The organism is Massilia sp. AB1, assembly GCF_018119385.1.
Lineage (GTDB): Bacteria > Pseudomonadota > Gammaproteobacteria > Burkholderiales > Burkholderiaceae_D > Telluria.
Map to the genome: position 1 here is coordinate 1 of NZ_JAGKSG010000023.1, position 20481 is coordinate 20481.

General features: G+C 64.9%; 17 protein-coding genes, 2 tRNA genes and 1 pseudogene. 3 read left to right on the top strand and 17 right to left on the bottom strand.

Annotated elements, in window-relative coordinates; translation table 11 throughout:
* The 4 genes and pseudogenes from J8847_RS14325 to J8847_RS14340 all read right to left on the bottom strand — a co-directional run.
* Positions 1–1153 (bottom strand): annotated as a pseudogene (locus J8847_RS14325) (hypothetical protein); the annotation flags it as partial.
* A 190-nt stretch (positions 1154–1343) separates the two neighbouring features.
* Positions 1344–2339, bottom strand: a complete 996-nt coding sequence (locus J8847_RS14330) for an MBL fold metallo-hydrolase (RefSeq protein ID WP_229429928.1) — start codon at positions 2337–2339, stop codon at positions 1344–1346.
* An 88-nt stretch (positions 2340–2427) separates the two neighbouring features.
* Complete coding sequence (locus J8847_RS14335) at positions 2428–2838, bottom strand: DUF5710 domain-containing protein (RefSeq protein WP_229429929.1); 411 nt, start codon at positions 2836–2838, stop codon at positions 2428–2430.
* 36 nt (positions 2839–2874) lie between these two features.
* Positions 2875–3774, bottom strand: a complete 900-nt coding sequence (locus tag J8847_RS14340) for a LysR family transcriptional regulator (protein ID WP_211525394.1) — start codon at positions 3772–3774, stop codon at positions 2875–2877.
* A gap of 109 nt (positions 3775–3883) precedes the next feature.
* Here J8847_RS14340 and J8847_RS14345 point away from each other — a divergent pair, with 109 nt between their 5' ends.
* Both J8847_RS14345 and J8847_RS14350 read left to right on the top strand, forming a co-directional pair.
* Positions 3884–4300 (top strand): TerB family tellurite resistance protein, encoded by a 417-nt coding sequence (locus tag J8847_RS14345; RefSeq protein WP_211525395.1) that lies wholly within the window; start codon positions 3884–3886, stop codon positions 4298–4300.
* An 18-nt stretch (positions 4301–4318) separates the two neighbouring features.
* The gene (locus J8847_RS14350; RefSeq protein ID WP_211525396.1) at positions 4319–5305 is read left to right on the top strand and encodes a TerC family protein; all 987 of its coding nucleotides are present in this window, start codon (positions 4319–4321) and stop codon (positions 5303–5305) included.
* Between the two features lie 33 nt (positions 5306–5338).
* Here J8847_RS14350 and J8847_RS14355 read toward each other — a convergent pair.
* The 6 genes from J8847_RS14355 to J8847_RS14380 form a co-directional block, all read right to left on the bottom strand.
* Positions 5339–5415: transfer RNA gene (locus J8847_RS14355), tRNA-Arg, on the bottom strand.
* 134 nt (positions 5416–5549) lie between these two features.
* A tRNA-Pro gene (locus tag J8847_RS14360) sits at positions 5550–5626 on the bottom strand.
* Between the two features lie 89 nt (positions 5627–5715).
* The gene (glmM, locus tag J8847_RS14365) at positions 5716–7056 is read right to left on the bottom strand and encodes a phosphoglucosamine mutase (protein WP_211525397.1); all 1341 of its coding nucleotides are present in this window, start codon (positions 7054–7056) and stop codon (positions 5716–5718) included.
* A gap of 24 nt (positions 7057–7080) precedes the next feature.
* A complete protein-coding gene (gene folP, locus J8847_RS14370) occupies positions 7081–7929 on the bottom strand; it encodes a dihydropteroate synthase (RefSeq protein ID WP_211525398.1) in 849 nt (282 codons plus the stop codon).
* A 71-nt stretch (positions 7930–8000) separates the two neighbouring features.
* Complete coding sequence (ftsH, locus tag J8847_RS14375) at positions 8001–9887, bottom strand: ATP-dependent zinc metalloprotease FtsH (protein WP_211525399.1); 1887 nt, start codon at positions 9885–9887, stop codon at positions 8001–8003.
* Positions 9888–10076: 189 nt separating this feature from the next.
* Entirely contained in the window at positions 10077–10757 is a 681-nt protein-coding gene (locus J8847_RS14380) for an RlmE family RNA methyltransferase (protein ID WP_211525400.1), read from the bottom strand.
* A 42-nt stretch (positions 10758–10799) separates the two neighbouring features.
* Between J8847_RS14380 and yhbY the strand changes: the two genes are divergently transcribed.
* On the top strand, positions 10800–11270 hold the full coding sequence (gene yhbY, locus J8847_RS14385; protein WP_211525401.1) for a ribosome assembly RNA-binding protein YhbY: 471 nt from the start codon (positions 10800–10802) through the stop codon (positions 11268–11270).
* A gap of 235 nt (positions 11271–11505) precedes the next feature.
* Here the strand turns inward: yhbY and J8847_RS14390 are convergent, their stop codons facing one another.
* The 7 genes from J8847_RS14390 to phoR form a co-directional block, all read right to left on the bottom strand.
* Positions 11506–11991 (bottom strand): DUF4149 domain-containing protein, encoded by a 486-nt coding sequence (locus tag J8847_RS14390; protein WP_211525402.1) that lies wholly within the window; start codon positions 11989–11991, stop codon positions 11506–11508.
* Entirely contained in the window at positions 11991–12464 is a 474-nt protein-coding gene (greA, locus tag J8847_RS14395) for a transcription elongation factor GreA (protein WP_211525403.1), read from the bottom strand. Before greA ends, J8847_RS14390 begins: the two co-directional genes overlap by 1 nt.
* A 121-nt stretch (positions 12465–12585) precedes the next feature.
* A complete protein-coding gene (carB, locus tag J8847_RS14400) occupies positions 12586–15816 on the bottom strand; it encodes a carbamoyl-phosphate synthase large subunit (RefSeq protein WP_211525404.1) in 3231 nt (1076 codons plus the stop codon).
* On the bottom strand, positions 15809–16999 hold the full coding sequence (carA, locus tag J8847_RS14405; protein ID WP_211525405.1) for a glutamine-hydrolyzing carbamoyl-phosphate synthase small subunit: 1191 nt from the start codon (positions 16997–16999) through the stop codon (positions 15809–15811). The genes carB and carA overlap by 8 nt, the downstream gene beginning before the upstream one ends.
* A 329-nt stretch (positions 17000–17328) precedes the next feature.
* A complete protein-coding gene (locus tag J8847_RS14410) occupies positions 17329–17736 on the bottom strand; it encodes a heme-binding protein (RefSeq protein ID WP_211525406.1) in 408 nt (135 codons plus the stop codon).
* 14 nt (positions 17737–17750) lie between these two features.
* Positions 17751–18668: a patatin-like phospholipase family protein gene (locus J8847_RS14415; protein WP_211525407.1), complete on the bottom strand. Its 918-nt coding sequence runs from the start codon at positions 18666–18668 to the stop codon at positions 17751–17753.
* A 442-nt stretch (positions 18669–19110) separates the two neighbouring features.
* Positions 19111–20403, bottom strand: a complete 1293-nt coding sequence (gene phoR, locus J8847_RS14420; protein WP_211525408.1) for a phosphate regulon sensor histidine kinase PhoR — start codon at positions 20401–20403, stop codon at positions 19111–19113.
* Positions 20404–20481 lie beyond the last annotated feature (78 nt).

Consider the following 20481-nt stretch of genomic DNA (forward strand, 5'->3'; position numbering starts at 1 on the left):
GGGCCAGGCGCTCGGCGCGGGCGCGCTCCGCGGCCTCCTGCTGGACGCGCTCCTCCGCCAGCCGGCGCTGCGCTTCCTCGATGCGGCGGCGTTCCGCCTGCTCCTGCGCCAGCCGCTGGGCTTCCTCGCGCTGGCGCTGGGCCAGCTGCTCCGCTAGCCGGCGCTGTTCCTCCTGCGCGCGGCGCTGCGCCGCGACCTGGGCCTCGCGCGCCGCCGCTTCCTCCGCCATGCGCTGCTGGACCTGGCGCGCCACTTCCTCCTGTTCGCGCTGGCGTAATTGCGCAGCTGCCTCTTGCGCGAGGCGCGCGTCTTCCTCGGCGGCGCGCTGGCGTTCGGCGAGCAGGCGCGCACGGTGCTCCTCGTCCGCCCAGGCCTGTTCGGCCTGTGCCCTCGCCTGCTCGGCCTGCTGCCGCGCGAGAAGCTCCCGGGCCTGGCGCTCTTCCAGCAGGCGCGCCTCGTTCTCCCGTTCGGCCGCAGCCAGGCGCTCCCTTTCTTCTTCGCGAACGCGCCGCGCTTCGTCCTCGGCGGCCAGCCGCAAGGCTTCCGCCTCCGCCTGCGCGTTCGGGTCGCTCTGTTCTTCCACCGCGGTATCCGCTCGCTGCGCGGTCGCCGCTTCGGGCATGTCCGGAGCGATCGGCTCAGGCGGCTCGCCCGCTGCTTCAGGCTCCGGCGCCGCATCCGCCAGCAAGGCTTCAGGCGCGGGTGCGACCTCCGGCAGCGGAACGACGAACTCCGACTCGATACGCGCCTCGGCGGCGATCAGGGGTGTCGTCACTGACGCTACCCGCCGCCGCGGCGTGACGGGCCGCACGCGCTTGGTGGGGTTGGCCTTGGCCTTGGCCTTGACCTTGGGCTTGGGCGCAGGCGCCGTTTGCGCGGGCGCGGGCGGAACTGGATCGACCAGGCGCAGTCCGGCGACGGGCGCCTGGGGAGCGGGGACGGCAGGACGCGGCGCAGCCAGTGGTGCAGGTGCAAGCGCCGGCGCCGGCAGTGGCGCAGGATCCGGCTTGGGCGTCGGAGGAAGCGGCTCCGACAAGGGCGCGGGCGGGACGGATGGCGCCAGGCTCACGGTGATCGGCCCGCCACTGCCGAGATCGAGTCCGGGCACGCCGAACTGCAGCGAGAGCAGCAGCGCATGAAGCAGAACCGACACCGCCACGCCAGTCGCGAGGCGCCGGTCGGCGCGGCTTTGCTGCTGGTGTCGGCTGCGTGCGTTCGCTGTCGGCATGCCCTTCTGCTTGCGATATTGTCAAGCAGGCATCTTAGCGTTTACTCAGCCGTTGTGCGAGACGTGCACGATAGGAATCGCGCCGCCTGCGCGGCGTGTCAACAAGGGGCGGCGCTCAGGGCCGGGCGGGCGCGAACTGGTAGGTTTCGCCGTGTTTCAGGTAAATGACGTCCTTTTCCAGGCCGGCCGCCTGGACTTCGCGGGCGAATTCCGCGAGCGGGGACTTGAACACGTCGTAGTCGTTGTAATGGATCGGCACCGTTTTCTTCGGCCGCACCAGCTGCATCATGCGCACCCCGTCCTTGCCGTCCATGGTGACCTTGACGACGCCGAGGATGCGGGTGCCGCCCAGGTGCAGCAGGGCCAGGTCGATGCCCGGAAAGTAGGTCGGAATGGCCTTGATGTCGTCGTAGACGAGGGTGTCGCCGCTGATGTACATGCGGTAGGCCGGCGCCTGTGGATCCGGGCCGAAATCGAGCACCGCCCCCATCACCCTGGGCAGCAGGGCCGCCACGCCGGCCGGTCCATGGCGGCCCGGCGTGGCCGTCACGCGCAGGCGCGCCTCCCCGCGCCGCACTTCCAGGCGGTCCCACACCGACAGTCCATAGACGCGCGTAAACCCCATGCGCTTGAGTCCTTCCCCGCCCTCCTTGGTGGTGACGATCGGCGTGGCGCGGCCCAGTTTTTCCTGCACCAGCTGGTCGAAGTGGTCGCCGTGCAGGTGCGACAGCACGACCAGGTCGATCGGCGGCAGGTTCTCGAAGGCGATGGCGGGATTGGTCAGGCGCTGGGACTTGAGGCCATAGCCCAGGTGCACATGGTCGCCCTTGTGCAGGAAATTCGGATCGGTGAGGATGGTGAAGCCCTGGAAGCGGATCAGCACGGTCGCGGTGCCGATGAACTGCACGCTGCCCTCGCCCGAAGCCGCCGCCGCAGGCGCGAGCTGCAGGGTGAACATGTCTCCTTGCGGGACCTCGGCCTGCGTCTGCGCCCGGCTCCGAGCCTGGGTTTCAGCCTGGGCCTCAGCCTGCTCCTGGGCATGCGCGAGCGCTGCGGCGCATGTGAAGAGCGTCGCCAGGGCCAGGCGGTGCAGCGGTCGGGCAAGGGTCATGCGTGTTCCTCCGGTCAGGGCGAACCGGCTGGTTCGCGCTGACGCACAGTAGCACGCGTGCGCGCGGGCAGGCGTACGCTTCGAAGGTTCAGGCCCCGGGCTTGAGCTCGGCGATGCGGCGCCGTGCGGCCGCCCAGTCGGTGCCGGCCAGCGCCGCTTCGCAGGTCGCGCAAGGCTCGAAGGGATTGCAGTCGTGCGTGTAATCGATGCAGTTGGCGCCGATCACGATCTTGGCGGCGTAGGCGTCGACTCTTCCCGTGGGCGAGACGGCGCCGCCCTTGGGCAGCCATTTTTCGAAGGCGTCGAGCGCCACGCCGTCTGGCACGTACCAGCGCTTGCGGGTCGGATTCCATCTGGCGCCGAGTGCTTTGGCGCCGTCCTTGTCGGCGTATGGGACATCGAGAAACTGCATGGTGTGTGACAGGTAAAGATCGATCGAATCGTCCCGGCGGCGCGCGGGACGGCAGCCGCGGCGGCGGCAGTGGCTTGCAGCACGCATGATAACCCGGCGCCGCCCTCCTCCCCAAATCCGCGCCTAGCCGCCGTGCTCGAACAGCTGGCCCGCCCGGTCCAGGATGCGCTGCAGCGCAGGGTGATGGACCCGCCTTTCCACGGTCACGGCGTAGAACTGCTCGACGATGGTGTCGACGATGCCCACCTGTTCCAGGCCGTATTGCCCGCACACGCCGGCCGCCAGCACGGCGGGCACCGCCATGAAGCCTGCCCCGGCGCCGGCGAAGGACATGAGCAGCGCGCCGTCGTCGAATTCGCCGACCACGATGGGACGCAGGCGCTGCGCTTCGAGCCAGGCCTTGAGCCGGCTGTGCAGGGTGGCGTCCTGGCCCGGCATCAGGAACGGCGCCTCTTTCAGGCGCTGGGGAAATGCCCCCGGCCGGGCCCGGCACAAGTCCGGATGGCCGACGACCGCCACAGCACTGGACCCGAGCAGATGGGTATGGCCGCGCACGGTGCCGCCGGGGGGCAGCCCCTGGTCGGAGATGACCAGGTCGAGCCGGTGCGCGCTCAATTCCTGGACCAGGTCGGCGAAGCGGCCCTCGCGGCACACCAGGCGCATCGCCAGGCCGGCGTCGCGGGCAGGCTGCAGCAGGCGGAAAGCCATGGTCTTGGGTATCACGTCGCAGATGCCGACGCGCAGGGTTTCGGCCCCGGTGAAGACGCCGCGCCGGATCGCCTGCTCGAGTTCGTTGCCGATGCTGAAAATCTGCTCGGCATACTGCAGCACGGTCTTGCCTGCCTCGGTCAGCTCCAGCAGGCGCCCCTTCTTGCGGAACAGTTCCTCGCCCAGCTGGGCCTCGAGCACCTGCAGCTGGGTACTGATGGCTTGCGCCGAGACATGCAGCTGCTGGGCGGCCCGCACCACGGTGCCGGTGGTGGCGACCACGTGAAAGTACTGCAGGTGCTTGTAATTGATCACCGGCGAATCCATCCAAAAAATTTGATGATTGCGAAAGTTTATTCGATTTTACTTTCGCATTGTCGCTTCGTATAGTGGGTGTTCCAGTTCACCACCCGAGAGGATTGCCATGAGAACCTATGCCCCCAACAGCCATAAAGCCATTTCGCGCCTGCTCGCGCTGGCGATGATCATCGACGGACGGCTGGCGCCGCAGGAACTCAAGGCGCTGCACCACAGCGGCCTGCTGCGCCGGCTGGAGGTCAGCGAGGACATCTTCGACGAGACTGCCGGCGAACTCTGCCAGGACCTGCTGGCGGCGGCGAGCGCGCGCCAGGCGGGCGCGAGCGGCGGCGAGGTGGAACTCGATCCCGAGACCATCGACCGCCTGCTGGCCGAGGTCGACGCACCCCTGCTGCGCGTGCTGGTACTGCAGGGCATGCTCGACATCGTGCGCGCCGACAAGGTGATCGACCACCGCGAACGCCGGCTGCTGCGCCGAGCGACCCACGCGTGGATGCCGGCCCTCGAACCCGCCGACAGCTGACGACGCCAGGAGGACATCATGGATCTGCTCTATACCGTCTGGCTCGGCGCACCCGTCTGGATGTGGGCGAGCTTCGTCGCCATCGTGGTGGCGCTGCTCGCCTTCGATCTGGGCGTGCTCAACAAGGATGACCACGTCATCGGCGTGCGTGAAAGCCTCAAGCTGTCGGCCCTCTACATCGCGGCCGGCCTGGCCTTCGGCCTATGGGTCTGGCACGCCTTCGGCAGCGAAAAGGCCCTGCACTTCTACACGGGCTTCCTGATCGAGAAGAGCCTGTCGCTGGACAATATCTTCGTGATATCGCTGATCTTCGCGACCCTGGCGATCCCGGCGGCCTACCAGCACCGGGTGCTGTTCTGGGGCATCCTGGGCGTGATCCTGACCCGCGGCATCATGATCGGTGCGGGCTCGGCGCTGGTGGCCAGCTACTACTGGGTGCTGTACATCTTCGGCGCGATCCTGGTGATCACCGGCATCAAGATGTTCTTCGCTTCCGACAATCCGGACCAGATCCGCGACAGCGCCGTGCTGAAATGGCTGAAAGGCCGCCTGCGCATGACCGAGGGCATGCGCGGCAACGCCTTCCTGGTGCGCGAGCCGGATCCGGCCCGCCCGGGACATACGCTGCTGCTGGCCACGCCGCTGTTCCTGGCGCTGTGCATGGTCGAGATAACGGACGTGATCTTCGCGGTCGACAGCGTGCCGGCGATCTTCGCCATCACCAGCGATCCCTTCATCGTCTACACCTCGAATATCTTTGCGGTGCTCGGCCTGCGCGCCCTGTACTTCGCGCTGGCGGCCATGGTGGAACGCTTCACCTACCTGAAATACTCGCTGGCGGCGGTGCTGGTGTTCATCGGTTCCAAGATCTTCCTGGGGGACTTCGTGTTCGACGGCAAGGTGCCGGCCAGCCTGTCGCTGGCGGTGACGGCGGTGCTGATCGCGGCGGGTATCGGCTATTCGCTGTGGCGCACGCGCTCCGGCCTGGACGACCGCGCTGCGTGATGAAGATCCGACGGGCGGGTCGGCGAAGGAAACTGGCCCGCCCTGAGGGAATCGAACCCCCGACCCACAGCTTAGAAGGCTGTTGCTCTATCCAACTGAGCTAAGGGCGGAATGAAGAGAGGCGCTACTATAGCGCGCCAAGCGGGGGCTTGCAACACGGCACTACTCAGTGTGCAAACTTGGTGGGCATGCTGGAGACGCACGAAAAACAGGCCGTCGTGGACGGCCTGTTTGTTTGTCCGGCTGGTCGGAGTACAAGGATTCGAACCTTGGACCCCCTGCTCCCAAAGCAGGTGCGCTACCGGGCTGCGCTACACTCCGACGCGATTTCATGATACTCCCGAAGGAGCGCCGCGCCAACCCGGACACGATTGAAGCCGGTGACGGCCTTCAATCGTGCTTGACGCCTGTCAAGCCGCCAGCTTGTCGGCGATGCGGCGCGCCATGCTTTCCGCGACGTCCGCTTCCTTGGCTTCCACCATGACGCGGATCAGGGGCTCGGTGCCCGAGGCGCGGATCAGCACGCGGCCGCCGTCGCCCAATTCGCGCTCGACGGCTTCCTTTTCCGCCACCAGGGCCGCGTCCTTGGTCCAGTCGAAACCGGCCGGCACTTTCTTGTTGATCAGGGTCTGCGGATAGAGCTTGAGCTCGGCGCAGCACTCGGCCAGCCCCTTGTTGTCGCGCTTGAGCGCCGACAGCACCTGCAGTGCCGAGACGATACCGTCGCCGGTGGTGTGCTTGTCCAGGGCCAGCAGGTGGCCCGAGCCCTCGCCGCCCAGCAGCCATCCGCGTTCCTTCATCACTTCCAGCACGTAGCGGTCGCCGACCTTGGCGCGCGCGAAGCCGACGCCCATCTGCTTGAAGGCCACTTCCAGCGCCATATTGGTCATCAGGGTGCCGACGGCGCCGGCCACCGGGCCGGTCGCCATGCGGTCGCGCACCATCACGTATAGCAGTTCGTCGCCGTTGTAGATGCGGCCGTTGGCGTCGACCATGATCAGGCGGTCGGCGTCGCCGTCCAGGGCGATGCCGAGGTCGGCCTTGTTGCTCACGACCGCTTCCGACAGCGCCTTGGGCGCGGTGGCGCCGACGCCGTCATTGATGTTGAAGCCGTCCGGCTGGGCGCCGATCGAGATCACCTCGGCGCCGAGTTCGTGGAACACGTGCGGGGCGATGTTGTAGGCGGCGCCGTTGGCGCTGTCGACCACGATCTTCAGGCCGCGCAGGTCCAGTTCGTTCGGGAAGGTGCTCTTGCAGAATTCGATGTAGCGGCCCTGGGCGTCGCGCAGGCGGGTCGCGCGGCCGAGTTTGTCCGAGGGCACGCAGCCCATCGGCTGGTCGATCGCCGCTTCGATCTCGAGTTCGACGGCGTCCGGCAGCTTGGTGCCGTGTTCCGAGAAGAACTTGATGCCGTTGTCCTGGAAGGGGTTGTGCGAGGCCGAGATCACGACGCCGGCCTGCAGGCGCAGCGCGCGGGTCAGGTAGGCGATCGCCGGGGTCGGCATCGGGCCGGCCAGCATCACGTCCACGCCGGCGGCCGAGAAGCCCGCTTCCAGCGCGGCTTCCAGCATGTAGCCGGAAATACGGGTGTCTTTACCGATCAGCACGACCGGACGGCCGCTGCTCGACTTGGCGCCTTTCACCAGCACCGTGCCGGCGGCATAGCCGAGGCGCATGACGAAATCCGGGGTAATCGGCGCAACGCCCACGAGTCCACGGACGCCGTCCGTACCGAAATATTTGCGTGCCATTCTTGTCTTCTTTTCTTTCCTTGATTAATCGATGGTCGCCGCATGCCACACTTTCAGGGCATCGACGGTGTCTGCTACATCATGCACACGCACAATTCTAGCGCCATGCGCTACCGCAGCCAATGCCGCCCCAATGCTGCCGGCGACACGCTGCTCGACCGGGCGCCCGGTGACGGCCCCGATCATGGACTTGCGCGACATCCCTGCCAGTACGGGCAGGCCGAGCTCGTCGCGGATGCGCGCCAGGTGGCGCAGCAAGGCGTAATTATGCTCGACGGTCTTGCCGAAGCCGAAACCGGGGTCGAGGCAGAGGCGTTCGCGCGCGATCCCGGCGGCCGTCATTGCCTTCACCCGCTCGCCCAGGAATGCGATCACCTCGGCCACGACATCGTTGTACTGCGGCGCCTGCTGCATGGTCTCCGGCGTGGCCTGCATGTGCATGATGCACAGGCCGCAATCGCTGTCCTGCACCGCCTCGATCGCCCCGGGCGCCCGGAAGCCGTTGATGTCGTTGATCATGTCGGCGCCCGCGATCAGGGCTTCGCGCATGACCTCCGGCTTGCAGGTATCGACGGACAGGGCCACATCCAGGGTCTTGAGCGCGTACAGCGCGGGCATCACGCGGCGCAGTTCCTCATCCAGCGGCACGCTGGGCGAACCGGGGCGGGTCGACTCGCCGCCGATGTCGATCATGGTGGCGCCGTCGCGGATCATCTCCTCGGCGTGCGACATGGCGAATTCCAGCCCCTGGTAGCGGCCGCCATCGGAAAAGGAATCGGGAGTGACGTTCAGGATGCCCATCACGACGGGCATCCCGGCGTCCGGGCCTTCCAGCGGGAAGCTGAAACGGCCGCAGTGCAGGTTCTTGGACATACAGGGAGTAAGTGGCGTTAACGTACAAGAGGCATCCTGTCGGATGCCTCTTGGAGAAACGGATCAGCGCATCAGGCCGGTGCGGTGGCGTTCGGCGCCACGCCACCCGGGCCGCTGTCGCCCGGCGGCGTACGCTTGGTCAGCAGGCCGGCCTTCGGCTGGCGCGGCTCGCGGCCGGCCATGATGTCGTTGATCTGCTCGGCGTCGATGGTTTCCCAGTCGAGCAGCGCCTTGGTCATCATCTCGACCTTCTCGCGGTTTTCTTCGAGCAGGCGGCGCGCCAGGGCGTACTGCGTGTCGAGGATGGCGCGGATCTCGGCGTCCACCTTTTGCTGGGTCGCCTCCGAGATGGTCTTGGTGCTGCCGCCGAAGAAGCCGTCGTTCTCGCTGTCTTCGTAGACCATCACGCCCATGCTCTCGGACATGCCGAAGCGGGTCACCATCGAGCGGGCCAGCTTGGTGGCGCGGGCGAAGTCGTTCGAGGCGCCGGTCGACATCTGGCCGACGAAGATCTCTTCGGCGATGCGGCCGCCGAACAGGATCGAAATCTCTTCCAGCATCTTGTCCTTGTAGCCGGACAGGTTGTCGTGCTCAGGCAGCTGCCAGGTCAGGCCCAGGGCATAGCCGCGCGGCATGATGGTGACCTTGTGCACCGGATCGGCCTTCGGCAACAGCTTGGCGACCACCGCGTGGCCCGACTCGTGGTAGGCCGTGTTGCGGCGCTCTTCCTCGCGCATGACCATGGACTTGCGTTCCGGGCCCATGAAGATCTTGTCCTTGGCGTCCTCGAAGTCGATCATCTCGACCAGGCGCTTGCTGCGGCGCGCGGCGAACAGCGCGGCCTCGTTGACCAGGTTGGCCAGGTCGGCGCCCGAGAAGCCCGGGGTGCCGCGCGCCAGGATGTCGGCCTTGACGTCGGTGCCGATCGGGACCTTGCGCATATGCACGTTGAGGATCTGCTCGCGGCCGCGGATGTCCGGCAGGCCGACCATCACCTGGCGGTCGAAACGGCCCGGACGCAGCAGCGCCTTGTCCAGCACGTCGGCGCGGTTGGTCGCGGCGATCACGATCACGCCCGAGGAGGCTTCGAAGCCGTCCATCTCGACCAGTAGCTGGTTCAGGGTCTGTTCGCGCTCGTCGTTGCCGCCGCCCATGCCGGCGCCGCGGTGACGGCCGACCGCGTCGATCTCGTCGATGAAGATGATGCAGGGCGAGTGCTTCTTGGCGTTCTCGAACATGTCGCGCACGCGGGACGCACCCACGCCGACGAACATCTCGACGAAGTCGGAACCCGAGATCGAGAAGAACGGCACTTTCGCTTCGCCGGCGATGGCGCGCGCCAGCAGGGTCTTGCCGGTACCCGGAGGACCGACCATCAGCACGCCGCGCGGGATGCGGCCGCCCAGTTTCTGGAACTTGGTCGGGTCCTTCAGGAAGTCGACGATCTCGCCCACTTCTTCCTTCGCCTCGTCGCAGCCGGCGACGTCGGAGAAGGTCACGGTGTTGTTGGTTTCATCGAGCATGCGCGCCTTCGACTTGCCGAAGGAGAAAGCGCCGCCCTTGCCGCCGCCCTGCATCTGGCGCATGAAGAAGACCCACACGCCGATCAGGAGCAGCATCGGGAACCAGGAGATGAAGACCTGCTGCAGGAAGGACGGTTCCTCGGGCGGCTTGACGTCGAAGCGCACGCCGTTCTCGCGCAGGTCGCCGATCAGGCCGCGGTCGAGGATGGTCGCGGTCGCGCGCACCTTGGAATCGTCGGTGCGGGTCGCGGTGATGTTCGAGCCCTCGATCACGACGTCCTTGATGCGGCGTGCCTTCACATCGTCGAGCAGCTCGGAATAAGCGATGGTCTTGCTGCCGCCAGCCACGCTATGGGTGTCGAACTGCTTGAACAGCATGAACAGCAGCAGTGCGACCACCACCCAGATGGCGGATTTGGAAAACATATTATTCACGAGAACTCCTCCGATGCGTTCTGCATCTCTACCGATTACAGTACGACGATTTTAACCGCAATAAGCCGACGCCGCCACGCAACGCAAGCAATAGTGCTGAAATGCCATAATTTTAAGTTCGACATGCATACGCAAGCGTTTGCGTCGTGCCAGCCTCACGCGGCTGATGTGTGGCTTGCTCGCGAAAAATCAAGAGTCTTCACTATCGTCATCGCCCGATTTCGGCCCGGCCGGATGTTTCAATCCACGGCCCAGCAGGAAAATTTCGGACGATTTGTCGCGGCTGGCCTTGGGTTTGACCTGTTTGACGGTGCGGAATTCCTCCCGAAACTTTTCCAGGATCTGGGTGAAGCCCATGTCTTTAAAGCACTTTACCAGTAATGCGCCACTCGGCTTCAGGTGCAATTGAGAAAACTCAATAGCCAGGTCGATCAAATGCTCCATGCGCGCCGCGTCCGCGTGCGGAATGCCGGACAGGTTGGGCGCCATGTCGGACAGCACCAGGTCGGCCTTGCGGCCGCCCAGGACTTCGTCGAGATGGTCGAGGATTTCCTCTTCGCGGAAGTCGCCCTGGATGAAATGCACGTCGGCCACCGGCTCCATCGGCAGGATGTCGAGGCCGATGATGGTGCCGTGGATGCCGCCGCCCTCCTTGCCCGCCAGCTTGCGGCGGGTGTACTGGGCCCAGCTGCCGGGGGTGCAGCCGAGGTCGACGATGACCTGGCCCGGCTTGATCAGCTTTTCGCTTTCGTCGATTTCCTTGAGCTTGTAGGCGGCGCGGGCGCGGTAGCCCTCTTTTTGCGCCAATTTGACGTACGGATCGTTAATGTGGTCGTGCAACCAGTTTTTGTTTAATTTGTTCTTGGCCATTCGCGTAGAATACTGCTTTTAAAGGTACTTCCAAAAAATATTATGCTTAAACTCACTCCGGCCGAGCGCAGCGCACTGCGCGCGGAAGCCCATGGACTCAATCCTGTCGTCATGATCGGCGGCGAGGGCCTGACCGAAGCCGTCATGAAAGAAATCTCCTCGAGCCTGGACGCCCACGGCCTGATCAAGGTCCGCGTGTTCGGCGACGAGCGCGAGGAACGTGTCGCCATGTACGAACAGATCTGCGAGGAACTGGGCGCGGCGCCGGTCCAGCACATCGGCAAGCTGCTGGTGCTGTACCGCCCGAAGAAAGAAGCCGTCAAGGAACGCAGCGGCAAGTCGGGCCCCGGCATGCGCGAAGTCACCATCGTCAAGGCCAGCGCCAGCGGCACCAAGAAGCCGAGCGTCACCAAGGTCATGCTCAAGGGGAATGAACGCGTGACGGCGGGCGGCAACATCAAGCGCGCCAAGCCGCGTCAGACCAGTACCAAGAAAAATTCGCTGAACAAGTGATGAAAACCGGGGTGACCCGGTTTTTTTTCGTCTGTCGTCAGAATGGCCGAGCTTATCGTTTCGACACGCAACCGTTAATCCGTCGTTCCGGCGCAGGCCGGAACCCAAGTTCGCTGCAAACCACTTTCTTTCGCTTTCACCCTGACCGGTGCAAGCCGATAATCTCAGTATTCAAGGGAATTGGGTTCCGGCCTTCGCCGGAACGACGTGCCGGGGCAGCGGGTCAAATAGAGGCTCAACGGCTCTTCAGAATCAGCCAAGCCCCCAGCAAGCTCTCCACCAGATGGAACAGCTGCGACACCCCATGCATCACCGCGAACTGGGTCCAGTACGGAGACGCCCTCACCCCGCCCGCTCCCGCCAGCTCGCGCAGGTGGGCCATGGCGGGCTGCAGCCCGACAAAGATCACCAGCGTACACGCCAGCATCGCCAGCACCAGCCAGCCCAGGAAACGCCGCCTGGCAGGCGGCAGATCAGCCGAAAACTTCAGCAGCACCAGCAACAGCATGGCGCAGGCAATCGACAGCCAGGCCTGGCGGCTCAGGAGCACCGACACGACATCGCCCGCCAGCTTGCTCGGCAGGACAGCAAACGCCGCCGGCGCCGCGATATAGCCCAGCGCCCACAGGCCGCCCGCCCACAGGCAGGCCAGCAACAGGCGCGCGCCGGCCAGGCGTCCGCCTGAACGGACTGCCTGGACAGGCGCGGCGTCGACAGCCATCAGACGTAGCGGACTTCCAGGATCTCGTACTCGCGCGGACCCGACGGGGCCTGCACTTCGACCACGTCGCCGGCGTATTTACCGATCAGCGCACGGGCGATCGGCGAAGTCACCGACACCTTGTTCATCTTCAGGTCGGCTTCATCGATGCCGACGATCTGGTAGCTGACCTTTTGGCCGCTGTCCAGGTCTTCCAGGTCGACGGTCGAGGCGAACACCACGCGGCCTTCCGCGTCCAGGGTGGCCGGGTCGATGATCTGGGCGGTGCTCAGCTTGCCTTCCAGCTCGGCGATGCGGCCTTCGACGAAAGCCTGGCGCTCCTTGGCGGCATCGTACTCGGCGTTTTCGGACAGGTCGCCATGCGAACGCGCCTCGGCGATCGCGTCGATCACGATGCGGCGCTCCTTGGTCTTAAGCTGGTGCAGTTCTTCCTTGAGAAGTTCAGCGCCGTATTTGGTCAATGGAGTGTTCATGGTCTTCTGTTTCAATCGTTAGAGGCCCATACCCGCCACTCAAAGTGAAAACCACAGAGGCACACGGCGCACGGCCGCGCGAGCTCTGTGGTTTTATTCTGAAGCGGGTACTACTTGCCGCTTAGTTTAAGGTGTTATGGAGGCCTTGTAAATCGTACACACGCAGTTCGTCGATGTGGGACATGCCCTCGATCGCCGCTTCCGCGCCCGCGATGGTGGTATAGGTCACCACGCGCGATTGCAGGGCCGAGGTACGGATGGTGCGCGAGTCGGTGATCGCCGAACGCTTTTCTTCCACCGTATTCACGACCATGACGATCTCGCGGTTCTTGATCATGTCGACCACGTGCGGACGGCCTTCCAGGACCTTGTTCACCGGGCGCACCGGGATGCCGGCCGCCGCGATCACGGCCGCGGTTCCCTTGGTCGCCACCAGCGAGAAGCCCAGCTTGACCAGTTCGCGCGCCACGCCGACGGCGCGCGGCTTGTCCGAGGCCTTCACCGACAGGAACACCACACCGCTCTTCGGCAGGATGATGCCGGCCGCCAGCTGAGACTTCACGAAGGCTTCGCCGAAGGTCTGGCCCACGCCCATCACTTCGCCGGTCGACTTCATCTCCGGTCCCAGGATGGTGTCCACGCCCGGGAATTTCACGAACGGGAACACGACTTCCTTGACGCTGTAGAACGGCGGCACGACTTCGGTGGTGATGCCTTGCTGGGCCAGGGTCTGGCCCACCATGCAGCGCGCCGCTATTTTTGCAAGCTGCAGCCCCGTCGCCTTCGACACGAAAGGCACGGTGCGCGAGGCGCGCGGGTTCACTTCCAGGACGTAGACGGTGTCGACAAGCTTGCCCTCGACTTCGGTCTGCTGGATCGCGAACTGCACGTTCATCAGGCCGACCACGTTCAGGGCCTTGGCCATCAGCGAGGTCTGGTGCTTCAGTTCATCGATGGTCGACTGCGACAGGGAGTACGGCGGCAGCGAGCAGGCCGAGTCGCCCGAGTGCACGCCGGCCTGTTCGATGTGTTCCATCACGCCGCCGATGAAGGTGGCTTCGCCGTCCGAGATGCAGTCGACGTCGACTTCGATGGCGTCGTTCAGGAAGCGGTCCAGCAGCACCGGCGAATCGTTCGAGACCTTGACCGCTTCGCGCATGTAGCGCTCCAGGTCGCGCTGCTCATGGACGATTTCCATCGCGCGGCCGCCCAGCACGTAGGACGGGCGCACCACCAGCGGGTAGCCGATTTCCTGGGCCAGTTCGAGCGCCTCGGCTTCGGTGCGCGCGGTGCGGTTCGGCGGCTGGCGCAAGCCGAGCTTTTGCAGCAGCTGCTGGAAGCGCTCGCGGTCTTCGGCGGCGTCGATCATGTCCGGCGAGGTGCCGACGATCGGCACGCCGTTGGCTTCCAGGTCGAGCGCCAGCTTCAGCGGGGTCTGGCCGCCGTACTGGACGATCACGCCCACCGGCTTTTCCAGTTCCACGATTTCCAGCACGTCTTCCAGGGTCAGCGACTCGAAGTACAGGCGGTCCGAGGTGTCGTAGTCGGTCGAGACGGTCTCCGGATTGCAGTTGACCATGATGGTCTCGTAGCCGTCTTCGCGCATGGCGAGGGCCGCGTGCACGCAGCAGTAGTCGAACTCGATGCCCTGGCCGATGCGGTTAGGACCGCCGCCCAGCACCATGATCTTCTTCTTGTCGGTCGGGTTGGACTCGCACTCCTCGTCGTAGGTCGAGTACATGTAGGCGGTGTTGGTCGCGAACTCCGCGGCGCAGGTGTCGACGCGCTTGTACACCGGGCGGATGCCCAGGGCGTGACGGCGCGCGCGCACGCTTGCCGGCGTGGTCTTCAGCAGGAAGGCCATGCGGCGGTCCGAGAAGCCCTTCTGCTTCAGTTTATAGAGCAGCGGCTTGTCCAGGGCTTCCAGGGTCTGGGTCTCGAGCCACAGCTCGATGTCCACGATCTCCTTGATCTGCACCAGGAACCACATGTCGATCTTGGTCAGGTTGTGCACTTCTTCCAGGGTGAAGCCCTGGGCGAATGCGTCGCCCACGTACCAGATGCGGTCCGGACCCGGCTCGCCGAGCTCCTCTTCGATCTTTTCGCGGTCGCGGGTCTTTTCGTTCAGGCCGTCCACGCCCACTTCCAGGCCGCGCAGGGCCTTCTGGAAGGATTCCTGGAAGGTGCGGCCCATCGCCATCACCTCGCCCACCGATTTCATCTGGGTGGTCAGGTGCTTGTCGGCGGTCGGGAATTTCTCGAAAGTGAAGCGCGGGATCTTGGTGACCACGTAGTCGATCGAAGGTTCGAACGAGGCCGGGGTCGCGCCGCCGGTGATCTCGTTGCGCAGCTCATCGAGGGTGAAGCCGACGGCCAGCTTGGCCGCGACCTTAGCGATCGGGAAGCCGGTGGCCTTCGAGGCCAGCGCCGAGGAACGCGAGACACGCGGGTTCATCTCGATGACGATCATGCGGCCGTCCTTCGGGTTGATCGCGAACTGCACGTTCGAGCCGCCGGTGTCGACGCCGATCTCGCGCAGGACGTTGATCGACGCATTGCGCATGATCTGGTATTCCTTGTCCGTCAGGGTCTGCGCCGGCGCCACGGTGATCGAGTCGCCGGTGTGCACGCCCATCGGGTCCAGGTTTTCGATCGAGCAGATGATGATGCAGTTGTCCTTCTTGTCGCGGACCACTTCCATCTCGTACTCTTTCCAGCCGAGCAGCGATTCTTCGATCAGCAGCTCGTTGGTCGGCGAGGCTTCCAGGCCCCGCTTGCAGATCGCTTCGAATTCTTCTTCGTTGTAGGCGATGCCGCCGCCGCTGCCGCCCATGGTGAAGGACGGACGGATGATGGTCGGGAAGCCCAGCTCGCGCTGCACGGCCCACGATTCTTCCATCGAGTGGGCGACGCCCGAACGGGCCGAACCCAGGCCGATCTTGGTCATCGCGTCCTTGAACTTGGCGCGGTCCTCGGCCTTGTCGATGGCTTCCGGCGTGGCGCCGATCAGTTCCACCTTGTACTTGTCCAGCACGCCGTTGCGGTGCAGGTCGAGCGCGCAGTTCAGCGCGGTCTGGCCGCCCATGGTCGGCAGGATCGCGTCCGGACGCTCTTTTTCGATGATGCGCTCGACGACCTTCCAGGTGATCGGCTCGATGTAGGTCACGTCGGCCGTTTCCGGGTCGGTCATGATGGTCGCCGGGTTCGAGTTGACCAGGATGACCTTGTAGCCTTCTTCGCGCAGGGCCTTGCAGGCCTGGGCGCCCGAGTAGTCGAATTCGACCGCCTGGCCGATGACGATCGGGCCCGCGCCGATAATCAGGATGCTTTTGATATCACTACGCTTAGGCATTTACTTTTTCCTCTGCATTTATTTCTTCTCCACGGGCTTGCATCAGGCTGATGAAGCGATCAAACAGATAGGCGACGTCGGTCGGGCCGGGCGAGGCTTCCGGGTGGCCCTGGAAGCAGAAGGCCGGCTTATCTAGGCGCTCGAAGCCCTGCAGCGAGCCGTCGAACAGCGACACGTGGGTCACGCGGCAGTTGGCCGGGAGGGTTTCCGGGTCGACGGCGAAGCCGTGGTTCTGCGAGGTGATCAGGACCTTCTTCGAATCGAGGTCCTGCACCGGGTGGTTCGCGCCGTGGTGGCCGAACTTCATCTTCATCGTCTTGGCGCCCGAGGCCAGGGCCATGATCTGGTGGCCCAGGCAGATGCCGAAGGTCGGGATGCCCTTCTCGATCAGTTCGCGCGAAGCCTTGATGGCGTAGTCGCAGGGTTCCGGGTCGCCGGGGCCGTTGGCCAGGAAGATGCCGTCCGGGTTCAGCGCCAGCGCGTCTTCGGCGGTGGCTTGCGCCGGCAGCACGGTAACCTTGCAGCCGCGCTCGGCCAGCATGCGCAGGATGTTGCGCTTGACGCCGTAGTCGAAGGCGACCACGTGGTATTGGGGATTCTCTTGCTTGCCGAAGCCCTGGCCCAGCTTCCACTCGGTCTCAAGGAATTCGTACGGCTCTTTCACCGAGACCACCTTGGCCAGGTCCATGCCCGCCAGGCCCGGGAAGGAGCGCGCCAGTTCCAGCGCCTGGGCGGTGGACGGCTCCGCGCCTGCGCTGCCGGTCAGGATGGCGCCCGCTTGCGCGCCCTTTTCGCGCAGGATGCGGGTCAGCTTGCGGGTGTCGATGCCGGCGATGGCCACGACATTTTCCTGCTTCAGGTAGTCCGACAGCGATTGGGTGGAACGGAAATTCGAGGCCAGCAGCGGCAGGTCGCGGATGATCAGGCCGGCGGCGTGGACTTTGGAGGCTTCCACGTCGGCAGGGTTGACGCCGTAGTTGCCGATGTGCGGATACGTCAGGGTGACGATCTGACGCGAATAGCTGGGGTCGGTGAGGATTTCCTGGTAGCCGGTGATCGCGGTGTTAAACACCACTTCGCCGGTCGTATGGCCGACTGCGCCAATGGAATATCCTTTGAAAATCGTTCCGTCTGCGAGAGCCAGGACGGCTGGGACGGCTGGGCCAGAAAAAAATGGCGGCAAGGGTAACTCCCAATAAAGTTACCGTAGCTGCGCCACGTCAGACCGACATCCAATGGTCCTGGGCAGGTGTGTGTCGCCAGGGCTTGGAGGCCAAGTTGAATGAGGGATGGTGGGTAGTCGCTACGGCTGATGTGTGAATGGTTAAACTTCCAAATTATAGCGCGAATCGCCCTCTTCGGCAATGCAGCAATTTTATAAAAGTGCGGCCGAATTCGACGCCGCGGTGGCCGAAACCGTCCAGAAACGCTGCATTTGCTGCCTGCGCGCAATAAACACGCTAAAACGAAAAAGGCGCCCGCAGGCGCCTTTCGATTGCCGGCGAGCTGGGCTCAGACGCCCAGCGCCGCGATGCCTGCCTTGGCGATCAGGACATCCTCGGTCGACTTCACGCCCGACACGCCGACGGCGCCGATCACGTGGCCATCCACGATGACGGGCACGCCGCCCTCGAGCATGCCCTCGATGGCCGGAGCGCTCAGGAAGGAGATGCGGCCGTTGTTGATCAGGTCTTCATAGATCTTCGATTCGCGGCGGCCCAGCGCGGCGGTGTGCGCCTTGGCCGGGGAAATATGCGAGGAGATCGGCGGCGCGCCATCCAGGCGCTGCAGCCACAGCAGGTGGCCGCCGTCGTCGACGATGGAAATGGTCACCGCCCAGTTGTTGCGCAGGGCTTCCGCTTCGGCCGCGGCCGCGATGGTCTTGACGTCGGCGAGGGTCAGGTAAGGTTTGGTGTTCATGTGGGTCCTTGTTGTTATGGCTGCTGCTTGGCCTTGAGCTTGGCCTTGAGTTGCGACATGACGCTGGCCGCGGCCTGCTCGCCCGCCAGGATGGCGAGGTTGCGGCTGTTGAAGTCGGCCGAGCCCATGTTGCCGAGGGCCGGCGTGATGACGATGTCGGCTTCCTTCAGCTCGTAGTGGTTCAGGCGCTGGCCCATGATGCTGAAGGTCTGCATCAGGACGTCGAGCGAGCTGGCGGTGGCCGCGCCCTCGGTCTGGCTGGAGATGTTGACCGCGATGATGAAGTCGGCGCCCATCTCGCGCACGAAACGCACCGGCACCGGCGCCACCAGGCCGCCGTCGACGTAGGTCTTGCCGCCGATGCTCACCGGCTGGAACACGCTCGGCACGGCGCTCGAGGCGCGCACCGCCATGCCGGTATTGCCGCGATTGAACAGGATCGGCTGGCCGGACTTGAGGTCGGTCGCCACGGCGCCGAAGCGGATCTTCAGCTTCTCCATCGGCACGTTGCTCACCGCCTTGTTCACGTAGCTCTGCAGCGCTTCGCCCTTCAGGACGCCCGAGGAGCGGTTGAAGAACGGCAGGGCCCAGTCGGAGATCGTCGCCTCGTCCATCTGGAGGGCGGTCTTCTGCAGCGCGAAGCCGTTCAGGCCGGAGGCGTAGAGTGCGCCGACCACCGAGCCGGCCGAGGTGCCGACCACGATCTCGGGCACGATGCCCTGGGCTTCGAGGGCCTTGATGACGCCGATGTGGGCGAAGCCGCGTGCGGCGCCGCCGCCGAGGGCGAGGCCGATCTTGATCTTCTTGGGAGGCAGCGGCGCCGCCTGGGCGACCGGCGCTGCGGGCGCGGTCGGTGGCGTGGTCGGAGTGCTGCCGCAAGCGGCGAGCAGCAATGCGGCGCAGGCGATGAGGGAAGTACGACGAGAGAACATAAACGGTGCCGAAAAGAACGAGGCCAGATTGTACCCCGACCAGTCCCCAAGGGCACGCCCCCACTCCCCTTCCCCAACAATGAGGGTCAGAGTCGAATTGCTGGGAAATTCTCAAATATTTCCTGCAATTCGACTCTGACCCCATTTGCCAGATAGATCTAGCCCCCACGACAAATTGGGGTCAGAGTCGAATTGTTTGGCAACTTTGGAAAATTTCCCAACAATTCGACTCTGACCCTAATTAGTTTTTGCCTGCTTCATAGGCAGTTGTGCAAGTGGGCAATGGATTGGGCGGCTGCGCAGCCGTGTGCAAGCTCTGGGTGCCGGACTCGAGCAGCAAGCCTGCCGAAAAACGCAGCCTTCACAATGAGGGTCAGAGTCGACTTGTTGGGAAATTTAACAATCTTTCCCGATAATTCGACTCTGACCCTAATTAAGGGTGTTAGCCAGGGAGCGTGGTATTGGGGAGCGCGGCGGTGAAGGTGCTGCCTCGTCCCGGCTCCGAGGCGATCGACAAGCGCCCACCGTGGCGCAGCAGGACATGCTTGACGATGGCCAGCCCCAGGCCGGTGCCCTGGGTATCGCGCGAGCGGCTCTTGTCGACACGGTAGAAGCGCTCGGTCAGGCGCGGGATGTGCGAAGGCTCGATCCCGATGCCGCAATCGGTCACCTGGAAGCGAAGGTCGTCCTCGCCGCGCATCCAGCGCAGGCGGATCGTGCCGCCGCCCGGCGAGTAGCGCACCGCGTTCGAGGCCAGGTTGGCGAAGGCGCTGCGCAGCTCTTCCGGGCTGCCCATCACGTCGGGGCCGTCCACCCTCACCTCGATCTCGTGCCGGCCATTCGACAAGGCGCGCGCCTCCTCCGCCACCGATTCGACCATCGCCTTCATGTCGACGCGCTCGCGCCGCAGCGGGAATTCGTCGGATTCCAGGCGCGACAGGGTCAGCATGTCCTGGATCAGGCGCTGCATGCGCTGGGCCTGCTCGGTCATCAGCTTCAGGTGCGTGGTGCGCGTGGCCACGTCCAGGCCGGGGTCGGACATCGCGATCTCGAGGAAACCGACGATCACCGTCAGCGGCGTGCGCAGCTCGTGCGAGGCGTTGGCGATGAAGTCGCGCCGCATCGCTTCGATGCGCTCGGTGTCGGTGGCGTCGTGCGTCACCAGGATCTGGCGCCGGTTTTCGAAGGGGATGATGCGGCATTCGAGCTTGCGGCCGCGGAAGGACAAGGTCAACGGCTGCTCGTAGCGGCCCAGGACGATGTAGTCGATGAAGTCCGGATGGCGCACCAGGTTGGTTACGCGCAGGCCCTTGTCGCGCTCCATGGTCAGGCCCAGGTGGCGCTCGGCGGCGCCGTTGCACCATTCGAGGAACAGGACGTCGTCCATGATCGCCACGCCTTCCGGCAGCAGCTGCATGGCCTGGCGGAAGCGCGCCAGCCATTCCGAGAGTTCGGCCTGGTTGCGCTCGTCCTCGCGGCGCAGGCGGTACAGGCGGGCGAAGACGTCGGTCCAGGCGCCCCAGCCGTCAGGGAGGCGGGAGCTGTGGGGTTCGTTCAGCCACTCGCCCAGCTCGTACAGGTAGGAGAGCTGGACGAAGAATGCGACCACGACGCCGGCCAGCGCCACGGCCAGGCCGGGGACGGGGCCAAACCACCACCAGCACATGCCGGCGGCGGCGAATACGAGGCTGAGGCGCAGGAGCGCCGGGACCCAGAACAGGATTTTGGGGTTCATCGCGGGGTTCGGAAAATCGTTATTGTGGGCGATGTTGAGGGGTTGTGTTGCAAGGGACGATGCGGCGATCACGCAAAC